The organism is Hahella chejuensis KCTC 2396 (assembly GCF_000012985.1).
Taxonomy (GTDB): domain Bacteria; phylum Pseudomonadota; class Gammaproteobacteria; order Pseudomonadales; family Oleiphilaceae; genus Hahella; species Hahella chejuensis.
The window spans coordinates 225,866-245,271 of sequence record NC_007645.1 but is presented as its reverse complement, the minus strand read 5'-3'; the positions used below and the strand labels follow the sequence as shown (position 1 = coordinate 245,271).

Below are 19,406 nucleotides of genomic sequence, written 5' to 3'. Positions count from 1 at the left end.
GACTTATCCGGGGGCCTCTTCTGTCATCGGCAGCTCAATGCAAAAGCGGCTGCCCTTGCCTGGTTCGCTGGCGACGTGAATCTCACCGCCATGGGCGCGGATAATATCCCGACATAAGGTCATGCCCAATCCTGTGCCAGAGCCCACCGGCTTGGTGGTGAAAAACGGTTCGAAAATGCGATTCAGAGTTTCCGCGTCCATACCGCAGCCAGTGTCTTCAATCACAATCCGCACCCCGCTTGCGCCGGGACCGCACTGCACCAGCACCTCACCCCGTTCGCCAATGGCCTGCACCGCATTCAACATGATCGCGTACACCGCCTGACAGAACGCCGAGTAATCCACCCACACCGACGGCGTCGGCTCATATTCCTTGCGCAAATGAATATGCCCGCCCATCAGGGGTTTGGCGAGGTTACAGACGCTTTCCATTAACTCCTCCATGGCTACTTTCTGCCTGGAGCCGCCATCCGTGCCGGCGAAGCCCTTCAGATCCTTGACGATCTTGGCGACCCGCGCCACGCCGTCCAGGGTGTCGCTCATCAGGATATGCAGGTCTTTGATGACGAAGTCCAATTCATAGCGACTGAAAATCGCCTTCACATCGTGACCGCGGGACATCTCGGTCAGCGCATCGCTAATATCCTGCAGATAGCCTTTGCCTGAGTTCAGGTTTGACTGGATAAAACCCAGGGGATTGTTAATCTCATGAGCGACGCCGGCGCCGAGCTGGCCCAATGCGCTCAGTTTCTCCGCTTCGTAAACCTGCTTGCGACGCAGCTCGATCTGGGCCACCTGCTCCTCCACGCGGCGTTCAAGCTGCTCCGCCAGCTCCCGATACCTGGCTTCCGACTCCTGCAGCGCCTGATGCTTACGCTGCAGCTCCTCGTAATCCTGCTCCACCACATGATGATGCAGGGAGGCCGCCAGCCGGTAGCGGGCGGCCTGATGCAGGATGGCTTCCACCAGCTTGCAGGCGGCTTCCGCTTTTTCTTTGGGGGCTGAGGCGACTAAATAGGCGACGGCGCGGATCTGATAGCGAATAGGCCAAGCGTCAGCGTCCGGCTTATCCTGCGCAGGGACAATACTGACGGAGGTTTCCAACAGCGGCGACAATCGATTTTGCAGCGACTCAATGTCTTTCGCCGTCAATAGATCGGCAAGCGTGAATTCCGGATCAATGTCATTCACGACAATGGAACCCCCTGCTTCCGTTATTTCCCCAACAAGCCGGCGACAAACGCCTCCCGGCTCAACTGATGCGCAGCGGCCAGCTTGTACTCTTCATCCAGCCCCGGGTAGACCCGCTGCAGCAATAGCTCCAGCGTCTCCAGCACGCCCTGATTCTGCAAGGCGCTGGCGAACACCACCGGCCACCAGGGACTGGGTTCCCAGCGTTCGCGAATCTCTTGCTCGCTCAGGATATTTTTCAGGTCGCGCTTATTGAACTGCACCACCAGCGGCAGACGATCAAAATCGATGCCCACACGGCCGGCGTTGGCGGCGAGATTCTCGAATGACTCAAGGTTGGTATGGCTTTGGTTATGCTGGGAATCGGCGATAAAGGCGACGCCGTCGGCGCGGGATAAAACGGCTTTGCGGGTGCTGTCATGCTGCACCTGACCCGGAACGGTGTAGAGCTTGAGTTGAATCAACAGACCGCTGGGCGCTTCGAACCCCAGCGGAAAAAGATCAAAAAACAGCGTGCGGTCTTTTTGCGTCTCCAGCACCATCATCTCGCCTTTCAATTCCGGCGAGGATAACTCATGCAGCGCGCCGAGGTTCGTGGTTTTCCCACTCAGCGCCGGGCCATAATAGACCAGCTTCAAAGTCAGTCGATTCGATTGTTCATCCAGCTCCGCCATAACGCTCCTTCCCGGCAAGACTTCTCCGGCTGGGATATTCCTATCCCCTCAGTATAGAAGACTTCCCCAGAGGCGCCCGAACTTATGGCTGAGCACGGAAGACGGGTCAATCCGTCTCTGTCAGGTAAAGACGCATGCCACGGGCCTGATAGTTGGCCAGCGCCCCTGGATGATCCAGCGTGCAGGTGTGCACCCACACCCGTTCCGCATCCCAGTTCCAGGCTTCGCGAATGCATTGGGTGAGCAAATAGCCGCCGAGTCCCTGGCCAATGAATTTGGGCGCCAGTCCGAAGTATGAAATTTCCACTTGCCGTCCAGGCTGTTTCTGCAACTCAAAATAGCCCGCCGGCGAGCCTTTGAAGTATGCCACCCAGGTGCGCAGATTCTCGTTCTCCGCATAATCCCGCCACTGTTCGTCGCTCCAGGACAGCTTGTCCGTCCATCCCCAGGCGCCGCCTACCAACGTGTAGAGAAAGCGGCTGTATTCGAACTGCCGGATTTCACATTCCATGATCTGCAACTCCGCTACCGGGCTTTTCGCCCGTAAGTCTGACGGAGAAGTCATTTCCAGATAGTAAGTGGAGACTGTCTGCATTGTTCCTTTTCCTGAAGTCGTTACTTTTCCCGAAAAAGGAGACGAATCCCAAGACGTCGCTGCGTCTTCAGGTCGTTCGGATTCGTCTCCGAAATCCGGCGCCGCGTAATGCGGCGCATCAACGGCGGCTAGATTTTGTAGGTCAGGTTGAAGTAATGGCCAACGCCAGTGGTGTCCTGGTCCGGGCCGGCAAATCCCGGCGCACCGTCCTCAAACTGGGTCATATTGCGGTATACCTTGGCGCCATACCCCACCGCCCATTGCTTGGAATGGTACCAGACGCCCAGGTAGGACTGGAATGAGTCGGAGGACCGGGCCGGGTCATCGTCGCCCAGATCCGAGGCGAACTCGTAATCTGCGTAGCCCTGGAAAGCGACAAAGTCATCGCCATTATGATAGAAGGGTTTGAACCAGTTGATGTGGGCGACATAACCGTCCCAACTGCCTTCATTCTTCGCGCCGTAGTTCTCGCCCACATAACGAGCATATACAGCGATGCCTGTTTTACCCAGCCAGGGCAGCTCCGTATCTGTGCCAATCCCCGACCACAATACCTGCAGACCGCCGATTGGGCCTGTGTCAGCCATCAGCAGGTCAAAAGCGAGATACCATTCTTTAATCGGACCGACAGACAGATCCATTCCGGTGAGGTAGTCGATGGAAAGACGGGGCTCGATGTCCGCGAAGAAGTTATCGCCGCGATTTTTATCGGAATTGCCGGAATCGCCCAGAATATCCAGAAAATCCACATAGCCGAAAAAGTCCAGGGCGCCGGAGCGGCCGCCAAACTCGATTTCGAAATAGGTGTCGTCGAACTTGTAAGGTCCGCCACGCTGATCAATCCCTCGATACAGATGCCAGTTCATCCAATGATAGTCCGCGGCGTGAATATCTTCCGGAACTTCTACAGCACTCGCAGCTGAAGAAAAAAGCAGACCGGCGACCAACGCGCCGCTTGCTGCGGCCAGGGCCGACTGTTTCTTGAGAGTCATGAATACTCCTACTTCTGTGTTTGCTTTGTTTTGATTGTTTTCCTGCAAATACATCACCGCGCGGGGAAAGCCACCGCCCCCCTGCGACGCAGCCGGACTTTTCCGACCCATCGCCCCACATATGCCGTCGTCTCCCCGCGCTGTGCGTATTTATCGACAGGGAGCTGAGGAGCAATATGCGCGCCAACGACAATGATGACCGGCAAATACTGACCTTTTAGTCAACAATTTGCAATTTAAATGCACAATTTGAATGATTTACGCGCAGCCCAATATAAAATTCATGCCTGAAAACAGGGCGCAAAAAATAACTTAGCCCCAAATCGGCGCAGCGCGTAAAAGGCGGCGAAGGATATAGACGAAAGTCTAAGTCTGCAAGAAAGCGAGGTGAAAAAAGGGGCGCCTGCGAATGCGGGCGCCCCTCTCTATAGAGTGGCTAGTCTGAGATTACAGACCGAAGTAGTTCATTGAACGCTCAATCAGCTTAACGCGGTTTTCGTAACCGTCGACGCCTTCCAGACCGAAGCCCATATAGATGGTGTCTTCGTCACGGATGACAGGACCGTCAACAAAGCCTGCGCCTTCGATGTTTTCCCAGTTATTGATGTTGAACGCGCCATCAGGAGCGCCTGGCTCCCACTGACCGAAGCCGTCTTCGAAGTCTTCCGCATCGTTCTCACCAACTTTTACATCATCGACGAACACGCCCAGGCCCTGAGTGCCCCAGTCAGACGCGTAGGTAATGTAGATTTCGACTGTTTTACCCGCATAGGCGGACAGGTCGAACAGCATGGTGCGGAAACCGGCGCTGCTGCCGCTCATGGCGTTCCACTGGCCAGTGGTTCCAGTCGGATTACAACTTGCGTCCATGTAGTGAGCCAATGTCGGATGCAGGTCAATCCAGCCGGAGGTGCAGCTTTCGCCGGTGTTCTGGCTGGTCAAACCATTGGCTTCCGGGAGAGTGGTCCAGTTGTCGCTGCCCTGCTCGGCGATTTCAACGAACACAAAGTCCCAATCCGCTTCGGTTTCATGGGCCATGTTGAACGTGATGTAAGGCGCATCCGCAGGCACTTCAATGGTTCCGCCCAGACGTTTGTAGCTCTGATCCGCTTGCTGGCTGTACACATAATGCGTGCCGGAAGTGGGGTTGAAGCCGCCGCCTGGACGATCATAGGTCGCCGCCAGAGTCTGGTGATACTCGTCCACAAAGCTGCTGGTGACCAGGAAGCTGTCTGGAGTCTGCTGGTTATTGGCGCTGTCGCCGCCATTCAGGGAGAAGCGCAGGCCCGCCATGATGGGATCATCATCCTGACCCACGACATCCAGCGCATTGCCTTCTTTGCCCAGACCGGATGTTTCCAGGTGCAGGAACGCGCCCATGTAGTACTGGAAGAAGTCATCGTTGAACTGAGCGTACACCGTAGAGGCTTCGGACAAGCCCTGACCAGTGGCCATGACTTTGCCGTCCCAGTAGTTAATGTACTCGCGCGCCTGCAGCTTCATCTGTTCATGGGCCTGGAAGCCTTCCAGAACAGTCGACACAAAATCATCGCCGGTATACCAGATCACCGCGTCGTAATGGCTCATGACTTCACGCGCCAGCGGCACGGCGCCTCTGGCGTCCACATCCCACACGTCATAGGTGTAGCCGGCGCCGTCCAGTGCGTCGGTATAGTAAGTCAGATAGTTCGGAGCGGTGTTGTTCTCATACACAGGGTATTCGCCGGTGTAATCCTCCGCCGCCACCACCAGCACTTTCGCGCCGCTGGCTTTTTCTACGGTGTAGCTGTAGGGACCGAACTCCTCGCCTTTCACCGTCTTGATCCAGTAGGTGATAGTGCTGCCGACGGCCTGTCCGCGGACTTTCGCTTCATAGCGATTGAAGTAAGTTCCCTGTTCCGTGTTGTAACGGTCGCCGAAACTCCTGCGGAAGCGAGTCAGCTTGGGTGGGCCGCCGTCTACTTGATACACCAGGAAGCTGCGATCGCCGATGCGACGCTTGGCCAGGATATCTATGGACTGAGACGCGCCCCAGGAAGTGGTCAGCGGCTCGTGATAGACATCCTCGGTTTCGATACCCACAGCGGAAACAGGGCTATCCGGTCTTCTTGCGCTCTCTGCGAGAGTCAGCGCGAACTCCAGGTTATCGTTGAAAACCGCCTGCAGCATTTTTTCATCGTCCGGGAATTCAAAGCCGTAGGCGTTGCCTTCTTTGTCCTGACCGGATGTCAGCTCCACGGTGTAGGAAGGAATGCCCAACGCGCCATAGGACCAGTCGGTGAAGTCGCCGTTGGTGGTGTACAGGTCAGCGCTGACGCCGGGATCATAACCCGCTTCGATAATGCTGTCGTAGATTGCGGGATTGTCGTCAGTACCCGCCTGCGCCACGAAAATAGGATTGTCGAAGCTAGGGGTCTGCACCTGCCATCCAAAGGGATACAGAATCAGGTTACTGTATGTGTGATAGGACAGCGTGAAACGGAAGTCATGAGCTTGAATAAAGCTGGTCAGCGCCACGGTTTCCGGTTCGCTTTCCGCTGAAGGTCCGCGATAGGTTTGATCGGACATCACCGGGCTTGAGCCCTCGTCGTCCAGTCCCCAATGCTCGGCGAAGTTACGGTTCAGGTCGACGCCGTCCTGCAGCGTGATCTGGCCGTCGCCGTCGTTATCGCGCAGATTTTTCCGCCACAGGCGCTCGTTGGTGAAGGTGTACTCATAACCGTCCGGGTTAGCCACCGGCATAATCCACAACTCGTTATGATTCAGCAGTTTGGTAATGCGCTCAATCTTGCCGTAGTTCTCGGTCAGGTAGTCCAGGTAACGCATGGCCATTTGCGTCGCCACCCACTCGCGGGCGTGATGCGTGGCCACGTAGAAGACCTCGGGCTTTTTGCGTCCGGGAGGCTGATGGCTGACGCCATAGCCTTCCTTCAGATCGCCGCCGCGATCGAACCAACGCTCCCACCAGGTTTTACGGGTCAGTTTGGCGACAATCAAAGGACGTCCCTGATGGGATTCGCCGATTTTATACAGCGTCACCAGAGCGGGGTATTTTTCCGCCAAAGCATATAGACGATCCTCAATGCCCAGTTCAGGTTCGTCAAAGCTGTGATAGGCGGTTTCGCCGCTGGCGGAAAACGCGGAGCGGAACTGCGACGTCATCTGCATTGGCTCCCACTTGATGCCGGCTTTATCCAGCTTTTCTTTGTCAATGGGAGACAACACCGCTTCCACCGTAAAGGATTCCCCTTTCACGCCTGCGGTCAGATTTTTCAGTTTGTGGTAGTGGACGATGTCGAGGCCGAGTTTCTTGGCCGATTTCAACTCATCGCCGCTGTTGAGGGTGATACGCGCCATGCTAAGTTGCCCGGCCAGCGCGACCCCCGGCAGTATCGTACAAATCAAGGCTAGCCATCTAACTAATTTCATGATGTTTTCCTTATTTCATGGTTATCGTTAACGGAAAGTTAGTTCGGACTACTGCTAGACTACGGCCAAGGGGGTGAGGGGGAGCCCTAAGCACTCGATCCATGTGCCGTTACAGGCCTTTCGCGGATAGGTTTCCGGCTGGGTCAACGTCGTTTAACCGGTCAAATGGGGTAACCGGCGGGAACAGCGCTTTTGGGAAAACCTAACAGCAGGCGCTAACGGACTGCACTTACCTCTATATGTGATAGGAACTCAGCTTGATATAGCGGTTTTCCACTATATCCTTATAACGATTTTAAATATAAGTGAAAACCCCTAACGACGACGCTGAGACGGCGCACGCCGCGGGTTTGACCGATTGACCAGGAAAATGATTTATCCATGCAGCCATCCTTGGATTTCCTTATACTCCTAGCGAAAATGATAAATAGCTCACACACAATTTCACGGTCATCGTTTACGCCTCCTTCATGCTGAAAATCTACTACAGCAACCGTCAGGAACAGCTGCTCGCCTTGCTCGCCGACGCCCTCGCGCGCCCCAAAGCCAACCCATTGCAAAGCGACATACTGATCGTACAAAGCCAGGGTATGAGCCGTTGGCTGAGCCAGCAACTGGCGGAGATCAACGGCGTCGCCGCCAATCTGGAGTTTCAACTGCCGGCGCAGCTGATCTGGCGGCTGGCGCGACTGTGTCGGGATGATTTGCCTGAACTGCATCCTTTTGACAAATCCATCCTGACCTGGCGTCTCATGCAACTGGCGCCTGGGCTTCCTGACAGCGGCGAATTCGACGCCCTGCATCGCTATCTGCACACAGGCCCGGATCGCAAATCGCCGGACCTGTTGCGCAACTATCAGCTGAGCCAACGCATCGCCGATGTCTTCGATCACTATTTAATGTATCGCCCGGACTGGCTATCAGAGTGGGAGCAAGGTCTGCCAACCGAAGCCGGCGCCAGCGAGCACGCCTGGCAGATTGAGCTCTGGCGCGGCCTGACCCACGACAGCGACGCGCCGCACCGGGCCCGCGTACTGCAGGAGTTGGCCGCGCAGCTGCCGCAGCATGTGGATAAACTGCCGCCGCGTTTGTTCGTCTTTGGCGTTCCCTATATGGCGCCGGCGTACCTGGATGTGCTGCAGAACGCCGCCCGCCATATAGAAGTGCACATGTATCAATGGAACCCTACGGAGCATTACTGGGGCGACATCGCCTCCCGTAAGGACATCAGCCGCATCCGCACCCGCGATGGCGCGGAAGTCTCTGGCCTGTACGACGAGGGCCACCGACTGCTGGCGTCCTGGGGCAAACCGCTGCGGGATTACCTGGACGTGCTGCAGGACGTGTCCGTCACGGAAGCCGACTGCTACGTCCCGCCCGCGCCGCCGCAAACCTTGCTGCAACGCCTGCAGGCGGACGTTTTCAACCTGCGTCAGGAGCCATGGCCTGAGAGCCCCGCTGACGACCGCTCGCTGCAGGTGCATCTGTGCCATAGCGCCTTGCGCGAAGTAGAAGCGCTGTACGATCAACTGATGGATCTGCTGCAAACCGATCACAGCCTGTCTCCCCGGGATATCGTGGTGATGACGCCGGATATCGAGCAGTACGCGCCTCTTGTCGAGGCGGTATTCGGCGCCCAGCAAGGGGCGCGCCGGATTCCCTGGTCCCTCGCCGACCTGAGCCGTTACAGCGACTTCAATCTGGTGCAGTCGGTATTGCAACTGTTCGATTTGCTGCCCGGCCGTTTTACCGCGTCCGAGGTGCTGGGCCTGCTGGAAATTCCCGCTGTGGGACGACGTTTCGGCCTGGATGAAGAGCTGTTATCCCGTCTGCGCCAGTGGCTGCATGAAGCCTCCATTCGCTGGGGCCTGGATGCGGAATCGCAACAGGCCTATGGCGTCGACTGCGCCGATCAATTCAGCTGGAAGGCGGGGATCAAACGTCTGCTGCTGGGCTTCGCCCTGCCCGATGCGATGCAGATGTATCAGGACGTGGCTCCTTATCCTCATATTCAGGGCGGCGATGCGGACAGCCTGGGCGCGCTATCGCAACTGATCGACACCCTGGCGCGCTGGCGCGCGCAGATCTCCCGCGGCCAGACGCCCCAGCAATGGGCGGACCTCTTACACAGCTGGATGAACGATCTGTTCGATCCTGACCGGGACGAAGAGCAGGCGCTGCAGGTCGCCCGCGAGGCGGTGCAGGAATGGCTGCAGGAGACCCAGACAGCGGGCTTCGATCAGCCCTTGCCGCTGGCGGTGGTGAAACAGGATCTGCGCCGACGTCTGGACAGCCCGTTACGGCGTCAGAGTTTCCTTACCGGGGCGGTCACCTTCTGCGCCATGGTGCCCATGCGCAGCATTCCCTTTCGCGTGGTCGCCGTCCTGGGATTGAATCATGACCAGTTCCCGCGCCACCAGACGCAGCCGGGTTTCGACCTGATCGCCGAGTACCCTCGTAAAGGCGATCGCGCCCGCCGCGAGGAAGACCGTTTTCTGTTTCTGGAGGCCTTACTGGCCGCCCGCGACGTGTTTTATCTGAGCTATGTGGGACGCAGCATCCGCGACAACAGCGAGTGCGCGCCATCGGTCATTCTCAGCGAGCTACTGGATACGATTCAGGAGCAGGGCGGCGAAGCAGCGATACGGCGCATTCTCAGGGAGCACCCGCTACAACCTTTCAGTCCGCATTATTTTACCGCCGACGGCGGCCACTTCAGCTATCAGTCGGAATGGTTGCCCGCCCTGCACGGTCGACACAGCAAGCAGGAATATCAGGCGTTCTGCCCAGAGTCCTTACCGCCCCGGGAGCGGGAGCCGTTTTCCACCGACCATCCGGTCGAGTTGGACAGTCTGCGGCGTTTTCTCCGCAACCCGACCCGTTACTTTGTGCAGCAACGGCTCAATATATTGCTGGACGCCAGCGATCTCGCGCAGGACCGGGAGCCTTTCGATCTGGCCGGCCTGCACGGCTTCCAGGTAAAAGAACTGTGGCTGCAGGAACTGATGAACGCAGCGACGGATGAAGAGGCGGAAAGCTACCTGGAAGCCAAAGGGTTGCTGCCCGGCGGCGCCGTCGGCGCCATCAGCCGCAAGCAAACGCGACAGCAACTGGAAGCCCTGCGCGAGCAAGCCCGTGAGCTGTATGGCAAGGATCGTATCGAAATTACCCCGGAAAAATCCGGGCTGCCATTGCGCGGCGCGGTGGCGGGCATCGGCCCGCGCGGCCTGCTGCACCTGACCACCGCTGGCTGCAGCGCTTCCCGCATGTTGTTGCTGTGGCTGGAGCATCTGGCGTTATGCGGCGTCACCGCCGACGCCCTGGCCCGCCCCAGTTTCCTGGTGTGCCGCCAAGGCGTTGGCCATTACCGCCCAGTGGCTCAAAACCAGGCCAGACAATTACTGGCGGAGCTAATGGATCTGCTGACGCAAAGTGAGAATGAACCGGTGCGTTTCTTCCCCAAAACATCGTTGAAGTATGTGGAAACCAAAAATAATCCACGTAGCCGCAGCGAACCCATCAACGCCGCTCTGAACTGCTGGCTGGGTAACGAGTGGCAGCCGGGTGAACTGGCGGATGCGCATCACTTTCTGGTGTGGCGTTTTGAAGCGGAAACTTTGAACGAACGCTTCGTGGCGCTGGCGGAAAGCATCTGGGAGCCTGCGCTGGAGCATTGGGAGGCGCCGGCATGAGGCCGCTGGACCCGATCGCCATTCCTCTACAAGGCGTACAGCTCATCGAAGCCAGCGCCGGAACGGGGAAGACCTATACCATCACCACCTTGTATCTGCGTCTGTTGCTGGAACGTCAGCTCGACGTCAGACAGATTCTGGTGGTCACCTTTACTCGCGCCGCCACAGAAGAACTGCGCACGCGGATTCGCCAGCGCATCCGCGAGGTCATGCAGACGCTGCAAGCTCCGCCGGAAACAGATATTGCGGAGTGGCTGCAACCCTGGCGCGACCCGGAACGCAATGGCGATGCGCTCGCTCTGTTGCAGCAGGCGCTGTTGAACATGGACGAGGCGTCTATATTCACTATTCACGGTTTCTGCCAGCGCGCCCTGCAGGACAACGCATTCGAAAGCGGGCTCTTGTTTGACCTGCGCCTGCAGGAAGACCTGGGCCCATTGCTGCAGCAGGCGGCGGAGGACACCTGGCGTAAGCTGTTCTATCCCGACCGATTGCTGGCGGAGCTGGCGCAAGCCAAGTGGGGCGAGCCGGCGGATATGCTGAACGGACTGCGCAGCTATCTGGCGCAAGGCGATCTGGAGTTGATCCGCCCGGATGTAGACCCGCAAGCCCTCAGCCATCTGGCTGGCGCGCTGAAAGCCCAATGGCGTCAACAAGGCGATGACCTTACCGCCGCCGTACGGGAAGCGGCGGAGAACAAAATACTGGGCCGCGCGGAGAAAACTTACCGGGAAGACAAACTGAACGATGCGATTCTCAGCCTTACTATCTGGAGCCGCACGGAAGAACAGATGACGCTGCCTCCCGCCGCAGCCCTGTTCAGTCAGAGCGTTCTCGATGCGTCTGTGTTGAAAAAAGCGGCGGATAAAGGACTTGGCGCGCCACAGCATGCTTTCTTCACCGCTCTTGACCAGTTTCTGACCCAACAGACGCAGTTAGACGCCTGGCTGGTAGGCGCCACGCTGACCGCCTTCAAGGACGTACTGCAGCGTCTGAAAACCCAGGCGGAAATCCTGGGCTTCGATGATCTGATCGGCAGTCTCAAAGACGCCCTCGCAGCCGCCACCGGCCCCCAGTTACGCCAGGCGCTGCAACGCCGCTACCCAGTCGCCCTGATTGACGAGTTTCAAGATACCGACCCATCTCAGTATCGCATCTTCTCCTCCCTGTATGACGCCGCCGACGGTAACGCCACTTTGTTTATGATCGGCGACCCCAAGCAGGCGATTTACAGCTTCCGGGGCGCGGATATTTACGCCTATCTGCAAGCCAAGCAGCGCACGCCCCAGGATAATCGCTACACCATGGACACTAACTGGCGCTCCCGTAAAGAACTGGTGGCGGCGGTTAATGGATTGTTCGAACAGTGCGCCAATCCTTTCCTGTTCGCCGGCGATATAGAATTCATTCCCGTGCAGGCCGCCGGCGCCGCTGACGCCTCCGTTCTGACATTGGACGACGTCCCCGTGACGCCATTGCAGGCCTGGCTGCTCGGCCGTGAAGACGGCGGAAAGACCATCAGTAAAGATCAGGCGCGACCGCAGTTGGCGCAAATCACCGCCAGTGAAATCGCCAACTGGCTCAACCTGGGAGAATGCGGCCGCGCCCGTCTGGGCGAACGCCCGCTCAGCGCCGGCGACATCGCCGTACTGGTGCGGGATAATAAACAGGCCCGCATCATGTCGGAAAAGCTCTCCGCCGTTGGCGTCAGCAGTGTGTTTCTGACTCGGGAAAGCGTCTATCAGAGCGAAGAGGCTACCGACCTGCTGCGTCTGCTGCGCGCGTTACTGGAGCCTAATGACGAACGTCGCCTGCGCGCTGCGCTGGTGACCCTGAGCTGGGGATGGACCGCCGCAGAGCTGGAGACGCTGGCGCGGGATGAACAGCGCTGGGAAAACATGCTGACCTCGTTGCACCAGTTGCGGGAGGAATGGCAGGACGCCGGTTTCATGCCCATGTTTCAGAAATGGCTGCAGAACTTTAGCGTCGCCGCCAGACTACTGGGTCTCCCGGAAGGCGAGCGCCGCCTCACCAATCTGTTGCAGCTGGCTGAACTATTGCAACAGGCGGGACGCGACTACCCCACGCCTGAACGCCTGCTGGCCTGGTATCAAGGACAACTGGAGCAGGCGGACGGACGCGGCGACGAGCATCAGTTACGTCTGGAAAGTGACGAGGCGCTGGTGAAAATCGTCACCATCCACAGTTCCAAAGGGCTTGAATATCCGTTGGTGTTTCTGCCTTTTCTGGGGTTTGGCCGTAGCGGCAAAGACGATTATTTAATGTGTCATGACCCAGAAAGGGAACATCGTCTGGTGCTCGATCTGAGCGGCGGCGACCGCTTACGAGAACAGGCGGAGCGCGAGCGTTTGGCGGAAGACCTGCGTCTGCTTTATGTGGCGCTGACCCGGGCCAAACAATTGTGCGTCTGGGCCTGGGGCGCTGTGAATGAGTTCCAGTACGCCGCCATGGCCTGGCTGCTGTATGGCGGCGCCACGGGCAGTCTGACTGACTGGCTGACGTCTCTCAAAAATCTGGACGATACCCAACTGGCGGAGCCTCTGACCCGCCTTGCGGCGCAAACTGACTTTTACTGGAGTCCGGCGCCTGAGCCGGTGCATCAGCGCCATCAACCCGGCGAAGGCGCCGGTCAGTGGCGCGCGCGCTCCGCCCAGCGCACCGTGGAGCAAAACTGGCGTTTGTCCAGTTATTCGCAACTGGCCGCCGGTGGCGGCGGACGCCATAGCGAAGAGCCTTTGGACGAGGCGGAAGCGACTCTGGAGGTCCAGCCCCGTCTGCAACCGGACGTGAGCGATATTTTCCAGTTCCCCAAAGGCGCCTGGGCCGGACAGTGTTTTCACCATATTCTGGAAAATATGCCGTTTCAGGCGGAAAGCGCCGAAATATTGCATGAACTCACCAGTCACAGCCTGCAACAACATGGCTTCGGCGAAGAATGGGTGGCCTGCGTGGCGGAGCAGTTATGGCAAGTGGTGAATACGCCGCTGCGGCAAAACGGCGTCACGCCCTTTTCACTGTCGCAACTCGACAAGGCCAATATGCAGGTGGAAATGGAGTTTTTGTTTCCCGTGACGCTGATACAGCAGGCGCGGCTCGCCCGCTTCCTGGCGGACTACTCCGGCTCGGAAGCGCCGGTTAATTTAAACGTCGCCGCCAACGAAGGCCTGATGCACGGCTTTATCGACCTCACTTTTCAGCATGAAGGACGTTTCTATATCGCCGACTACAAGGGCAGCTGGCTTGGAGAAAAGCGGGAGAGTTACGCCCCCGACAACCTGCGCAACGAAATTCTCGCGCACCGCTACGATCTGCAATATCTGATTTATACGCTGGCGCTGCACCGTTATTTGCAGCGCAGCCTGCCCGCATATGACTACGAGACCCATTTTGGCGGCGTTTACTATCTGTTTTTGCGTGGCATGCACAGCCAACAGCAACCGGAGCTAGGGGTGTTTTTCGACCGTCCCTCGCGTGAAGCCGTGGCCGCTTTTGCAGAGATTCTGCAGGGAGAACCGGCATGAGCATCGCCCACTTGATTGACGCCGCCCGACAAAGCAATCTGCTGCGGCCGCTGGATTATTACCTGGGTCAGCAGTTCGCAGAACTGGCGACCGCGGCGACGGAAGAACAGCGGGAACTGCTGGCGCTGACCGTCGCGCTAACCTCCAACGCCCTGGCTAACGGCCATACCTGTCTGGACCTGTCGCAATACGCCGGCCGCTCGTTGTGGCCGGACTCGGCGGAAGAAGACATGCGCGCCTTTATCGCCCCTTCTCTCAAATTATGGCGCGAAGCGCTGCTCGCCAGCGGTTTGACCCAGGCGGATTCGGATATAGGCGACGCCGGCCCGGTCAGTCCATGCGTGCTTGACGATCGTAACTGCTTCTATCTGGCCCGATATTTCGAGTATGAGCGCCAACTCGCCGGGCTCCTGCAACAGCGCATCGCCCATCACGCCGCTTTCCCGCCCGAACAGGTGCGTCAGGCGCTGTTGCGCTTCTTTCCTTCCGTCGCCGCAGAGGACCGTCAGGCTATCGCCGCAGCCGTGGCCTGTCGCCAGGGCTTCACCGCCATTGTCGGCGGTCCCGGCACCGGAAAAACCACCACGGTAGCCAAGCTGTTGGGCATGCTGGGAGAACTGTCCGAACCGCCTCTGCGCATTGCGCTCGCGGCGCCGACCGGCAAAGCGGCTGCGCGTCTGATGGAGTCCATCCGTAACGCCAAATTGCAGTTGGGAGAACGTCTGTCACATCCCGAACGCATTCCCGATACCGCTTACACTCTGCATCGCCTGCTCAAAGTCCGCGGCGACGGCAAAGGCTTCGTACACCACGCCGGTCATCCGCTTCCTGTGGATTTATTATTGATAGACGAAGTGTCGATGGTGGATCTGGCGATGATGCTGCGTATCGTAGAGGCGCTGCCTCCTCACGCCCGCCTGATGTTGCTGGGCGACAGCGAACAGCTTGCTTCGGTCGAGGCCGGCAGCGTCATTGGCGATATCTGCTCGCAAAGAGCCACAGCAGGGGTCAGCCCGGATATGGCGAGTTACCTGCGCAAAATTGGCCTGACGCCCCCCTACCCCGAAGAAGAGAAAGCCGCACCTGTTGCTGACTGCGTCATTCGCCTGGAAGTCAGTCATCGCTTTCACGCCCGCAGCGGCATCGGTCGACTGGCGCAGGCGATCAACGCCGGCGATTCGGAAGCCGCTCTGCAGGTGTTCAGACAGCCGGAGTTTGAAGACGCGGACTGGGAAAATCTGCCGCCGTCGCAATTACAGTCGATCATCCAGCAGACCGCCGCCAACGCCTATGAGCCCTGCTTCAAAGCAGATTCGGTGGAAACCGCCCTGGACGCCATGAATCGCTTCCGCATTCTCTGCGCCGTGAAAGAAGGCCATGGCGGCGTGCAGGAAATCAATCAGTGGGTGGAAGCGGCGCTGCAACGCAAAGGCCTGGCCCCGCGCTACCAACTGCACTACCACGGTCGCCCTGTCATGGTGACCCGCAACGACTATAGTCTGGGCTTGTTCAACGGCGATGTGGGCCTGATCTGGCGCGATCCGGCATCAGGGCAGCTAAGGGCGTGGTTCCCGGATGCGGACGGACCTCTGCGCAGCATTCCCCTATACCGGCTGCCCGCCCACGAAACCGTGTACGCTATGACCATTCACAAAAGCCAGGGTTCCGAGTTTGATCATTGCGTCGTGGCGTTGCCTGAAACCGACCAACCAGTACTGACGCGGGAACTGCTGTACACGGGCGTCACCCGCGCCAAGAAACGAATCAGCGTATGGGGACCGCGCCATCTATTGATCAAGTCCATAAAACGCCCAACCCAAAGAATGTCCGGGCTCGCCCGCAGAATCTGGGGTGAGCTTCAGCCAGCAGGCCCCGCGGTTGACGATAAACCAGATGAACCGTCTGGCGACGGCGTGCAGTTGGACCTGTGGTGAGTACGTAGACGCCGGGAGGTTAGAACTCTTCCGTCACGCCAATGCCGAAGGCGAGTTGAGACGCACTTGAGTAGCGCTCAAAGTGCGTTACCTCTATTTTCAGGCGCATTCCTTTACTTACGGCCAGATCCTGCCTTCTACTTCGTCATCGCCTCTTTCAATCCACAGCCTGAGTAACTTTTAGACAATTATTGGGCTGTCCCAACAGCGCGCCGAGGCATACACTAGAGGCTGCCTGTGTGACAGCGTCAACCCCATAAGCCCTGGTCCGTCCAGGCTGTCTATACTTCAGGAGATGACGCCGAAACGTCACCAGGCCCTGGGTCGCGGCGGGTTTGACTCGCATCAAGCCATACCGACGCCGGTTCCATTACCTTAAAGCTTACGCAATTGGAGGTAAGCATGATCCTGATGAAAGATGTAATGAGCCACCCCGTGCACACGCTGAGCACTGAGAACAGCCTCGCCGATGCGCGCAAAATGATGCAGGAACAAGGCATCCGCCATATTCCGGTCGTCAACGCCAAAAATAAACTGGAAGGCCTCGTCACCCAGCGCGACGTCTTCGCCGCCATGGATTCCTCCGTGTATGACATGCCCCCGGAGCTGATGGAAGCCCATGAGTCCGAAATTCCCGTCACCCAGGTGATGCGGACTAAAGTCGCCACCGCCAGCCTGGATACGCCAATCCGTAAAGCAGCGGAGTTTCTGCAAACCAAGAAATACGGTTGTCTGCCCGTGGTGGAAAACGGTCATGTCGTAGGCATTTTGACGGGGGGCGACTTTATCAAAATCGCGATTAATCTGCTGGATCTGGTGGAAGTGGAGCCGGAAGAAGAGCCCAGCTGACTGAAAAGCGCAATTGGCGCCAACGAAACCAGCGAGGTGACGTTAGCGCCGGGCGCCAGTAACGACGCCCGCTAGCTCAATGCTTGTTTCAGTCGGGTTTAGCCAGATGCGCCAGCGTCGCTTCCAGGAATTTCCAGAAGTTCGCCACGCTTGGCGCGTGCACCGCTTCATCCGGCGAGTGCGCGCCGCGAATGGTCGGCCCGAAAGAAATCATGTCCCAGTGGGGATAGTTCGCCCCCAGGATGCCGCATTCCAGTCCCGCATGAATCACTTGAATCTTGGGGACAACGCCCACGACTTTCTCGTGCAGACGGGTCAGGTTATCCAGCAGACGAGAGTTTTTGTCCGGCGCCCATCCGGGATAGCTGTTGCCCACCGACGTTTCCGCCCCCGCCAGTTCAAAGACGCCCGCCACGGATTGCGCTGCGTCATCCCGCAAAGAGTCCACCAGGCTGCGCGCCAGACAGTGCACTTCGATATGGCCGCTATCCATCACTACTCGCGCCAGATTGTTTGACGTTTCCGTCACGCCGGGGAAATCCGCGCTCATACGGAACACGCCGTGAGGACAGGCGAAAATCACGCGTTGTAAGCGGTCCACCATATCCTCGGGCAACAAATCGGCGGAATCGGTGTCGCTGATGGTCAAATGCAAATGCGGCTCAACCGATTTCAGCTCCTGCAAGAACAGCTGCTGCAGTTCGCTAACGCGGCGGCTGATCGCCTCGCCCAGCTCCGCCGGCGCCGCCACTACGGCGAAGGCTTCGCGCGGGATGGCGTTCCGCAGGGTGCCGCCAGTCAAAGAGGCGACCCGCAAGGCGGGAAACTGTTTGCGTAATTGATCCAGAGCGCGATTCACCAGCTTCAACGCATTGCCGCGCCCCGAATGGATATCCAGTCCGGAGTGGCCGCCGCGCAGCCCTTTCAACGCGATGCGCCAATACTGACGACGATCATCCCGGGGCTCCGCCTGATAGGAGAAACGTCCGCCAATATCCACGCCGCCAGCGCAGCCGATGTAAAGTTCGTTTTCCTCTTCCGTATCCAGATTCAGCAGCAAAGAGCCCTGCAATACGCCGCCCTGCAGCCCTTTGGCGCCGCTCATCCCGGCTTCTTCGTCCACCGTCAACAGACCTTCCAGCGGGCCATGGATCATGTCTTTGGACGTCAGTACGGACAGAATGGCCGCTACGCCAATGCCGTTATCCGCACCCAAGGTAGTGCCGCGGGCGCGCACCCAGTCGCCGTCGATATAAGGTTGAATCGGATCTTTGCTGAAATCGTGGGTAGAGCCTTCGTTCTTCTGCGGCACCATATCCAAGTGGCTTTGCATCACCACGCCGGGAGCGTCTTCGTAGCCCGGCGTCGCGGGTTTGCGGATTATCAGATTGCCGACCTGATCCTCGATGATTTCCAGCTCATATTCAGCCAGGGCTTCTCTGATGCGGGACTTGAGCAACTGCTCTTGTTTGGAAGGCCGCGGGGTATCGCATAAAAGCTGGAAAAATCGCCACAGGGGCTGCGGGGTCAGGTCGCTTAAACTCATAATGTCGCCAAATTGTTGTTGATTTTTCTGGAGTTCCTCAAAGCGCTGCGCCAAGAGGGCTATTCAGGAAATCTGGTCCATTCACGCCCCCGTCGCAATAGCTGGTTTCCCAGATAAAGCGTGGCGGGCCCTTGTCTGTCCATATCGCCGTAGACCAGATACAGCGGGACTTCTCTATCGCCGCCTTCCTGCAGCGGCAGCGCCTTCAAGGCGCCGCTTTGAATATCGGCGTCCACCCAGGAAACCGGTAGCCAAGTGAAACCCAGCCCGCGCTTCACCATATTCACCGAGGTGCTCATATGCGTCACCGTCCAGCGTTGCTCCGCGCCCAGCCAACCGGAATTACGGCGCACGGCGCCGGAGTCGCGGATGACGATTTGCCGGTGCCGGGCCAGATCTTCTTTATTCAGAGTGCGATTGAGCTGGTGCAGAGGATGTTCCGGATTAGCCACCGGAGTAAACGGAATGTTGGTAATCAAATCGCCGATAAATCCCTGCGGTACGAATGGGGTTATGACCAGATCGCACACGCCCTGCTTGAGCAGGTCCTCAGCGCCGGACAAAACCGTTTCGATAATTTCGATGCGGGTATTGGGGTATTGCTCGGAAAATTCCGCCAATGCGCAGTACAGCGCCTCCTGCGGATAGATGATTTCCACCGCAATCTGGATGTGCGCTTCAATGCCCTGGGCCAGGCCGGAGGCCACGGACTCCAGCTGCTCCGCCTGCTGCAGCAGGTTTTCCGAACGCCTCAGCAGCAGTTTTCCCGCCTCGGTCAGGGTCGCCTTGCGGCCTTGCACCTGCAGAATCTGCACGCCCAGCATTTCCTCAAGCTTATGCACGGCATGATGCACGGTGGACTGGCTTTTGTGCACCACCTCCGCCGCCTGGGCGAAACCGCCATGGGCGACTACGGCGTGCAGCATACGCCATTGTTCCAGCGTCGATTTAGGCATGAATTC

The 19,406-nt window shown here is 58.3% G+C and carries 11 protein-coding genes; 4 read left to right on the top strand and 7 right to left on the bottom strand.

The window, feature by feature from the left end; all coding sequences use genetic code 11:
- Window positions 1-3: 3 nt before the first annotated feature.
- The 5 genes from HCH_RS01040 to HCH_RS01020 form a co-directional block, all read right to left on the bottom strand.
- Window positions 4-1,191, bottom strand: a complete 1,188-nt coding sequence (locus HCH_RS01040; protein WP_011394222.1) for a sensor histidine kinase — start codon at window positions 1,189-1,191, stop codon at window positions 4-6.
- Between the two features lie 23 nt (window positions 1,192-1,214).
- Window positions 1,215-1,865 carry a GTP-binding protein gene (locus tag HCH_RS01035; RefSeq protein WP_011394221.1) on the bottom strand — a complete coding sequence of 217 codons (651 nt, stop codon included), beginning with the start codon at window positions 1,863-1,865 and terminating at the stop codon, window positions 1,215-1,217.
- Window positions 1,866-1,971: 106 nt separating this feature from the next.
- Window positions 1,972-2,460 carry a GNAT family N-acetyltransferase gene (locus HCH_RS01030; RefSeq protein ID WP_011394220.1) on the bottom strand — a complete coding sequence of 163 codons (489 nt, stop codon included), beginning with the start codon at window positions 2,458-2,460 and terminating at the stop codon, window positions 1,972-1,974.
- Between the two features lie 128 nt (window positions 2,461-2,588).
- Entirely contained in the window at window positions 2,589-3,452 is an 864-nt protein-coding gene (locus HCH_RS01025) for an outer membrane protein OmpK (RefSeq protein WP_011394218.1), read from the bottom strand.
- Between the two features lie 447 nt (window positions 3,453-3,899).
- Window positions 3,900-6,881, bottom strand: a complete 2,982-nt coding sequence (locus HCH_RS01020; protein ID WP_011394217.1) for a M14 family metallopeptidase — start codon at window positions 6,879-6,881, stop codon at window positions 3,900-3,902.
- A gap of 470 nt (window positions 6,882-7,351) precedes the next feature.
- Between HCH_RS01020 and recC the strand changes: the two genes are divergently transcribed.
- The 4 genes from recC to HCH_RS01000 all read left to right on the top strand — a co-directional run bounded on the left by recC (window position 7,352) and on the right by HCH_RS01000 (window position 16,898).
- Window positions 7,352-10,573, top strand: a complete 3,222-nt coding sequence (gene recC, locus HCH_RS01015; RefSeq protein ID WP_011394216.1) for an exodeoxyribonuclease V subunit gamma — start codon at window positions 7,352-7,354, stop codon at window positions 10,571-10,573.
- Window positions 10,570-14,115, top strand: coding sequence for an exodeoxyribonuclease V subunit beta (gene recB / locus HCH_RS01010; RefSeq protein ID WP_011394215.1), 3,546 nt, complete (start codon window positions 10,570-10,572; stop codon window positions 14,113-14,115). Before recC ends, recB begins: the two co-directional genes overlap by 4 nt.
- The gene (recD, locus tag HCH_RS01005; protein ID WP_011394214.1) at window positions 14,112-16,049 is read left to right on the top strand and encodes an exodeoxyribonuclease V subunit alpha; all 1,938 of its coding nucleotides are present in this window, start codon (window positions 14,112-14,114) and stop codon (window positions 16,047-16,049) included. Before recB ends, recD begins: the two co-directional genes overlap by 4 nt.
- 402 nt (window positions 16,050-16,451) lie before the next feature.
- Entirely contained in the window at window positions 16,452-16,898 is a 447-nt protein-coding gene (locus HCH_RS01000; RefSeq protein WP_011394211.1) for a CBS domain-containing protein, read from the top strand.
- Window positions 16,899-16,986: 88 nt separating this feature from the next.
- On the opposite strand, the gene HCH_RS00995 is transcribed toward HCH_RS01000, so the two are convergent.
- Together HCH_RS00995 and HCH_RS00990 are read right to left on the bottom strand one after the other, a co-directional pair.
- On the bottom strand, window positions 16,987-18,444 hold the full coding sequence (locus tag HCH_RS00995) for an aminoacyl-histidine dipeptidase (RefSeq protein ID WP_011394210.1): 1,458 nt from the start codon (window positions 18,442-18,444) through the stop codon (window positions 16,987-16,989).
- A gap of 59 nt (window positions 18,445-18,503) precedes the next feature.
- Window positions 18,504-19,400 carry a LysR family transcriptional regulator gene (locus HCH_RS00990; RefSeq protein WP_011394209.1) on the bottom strand — a complete coding sequence of 299 codons (897 nt, stop codon included), beginning with the start codon at window positions 19,398-19,400 and terminating at the stop codon, window positions 18,504-18,506.
- Between the last annotated feature and the right edge of the window lie 6 nt (window positions 19,401-19,406).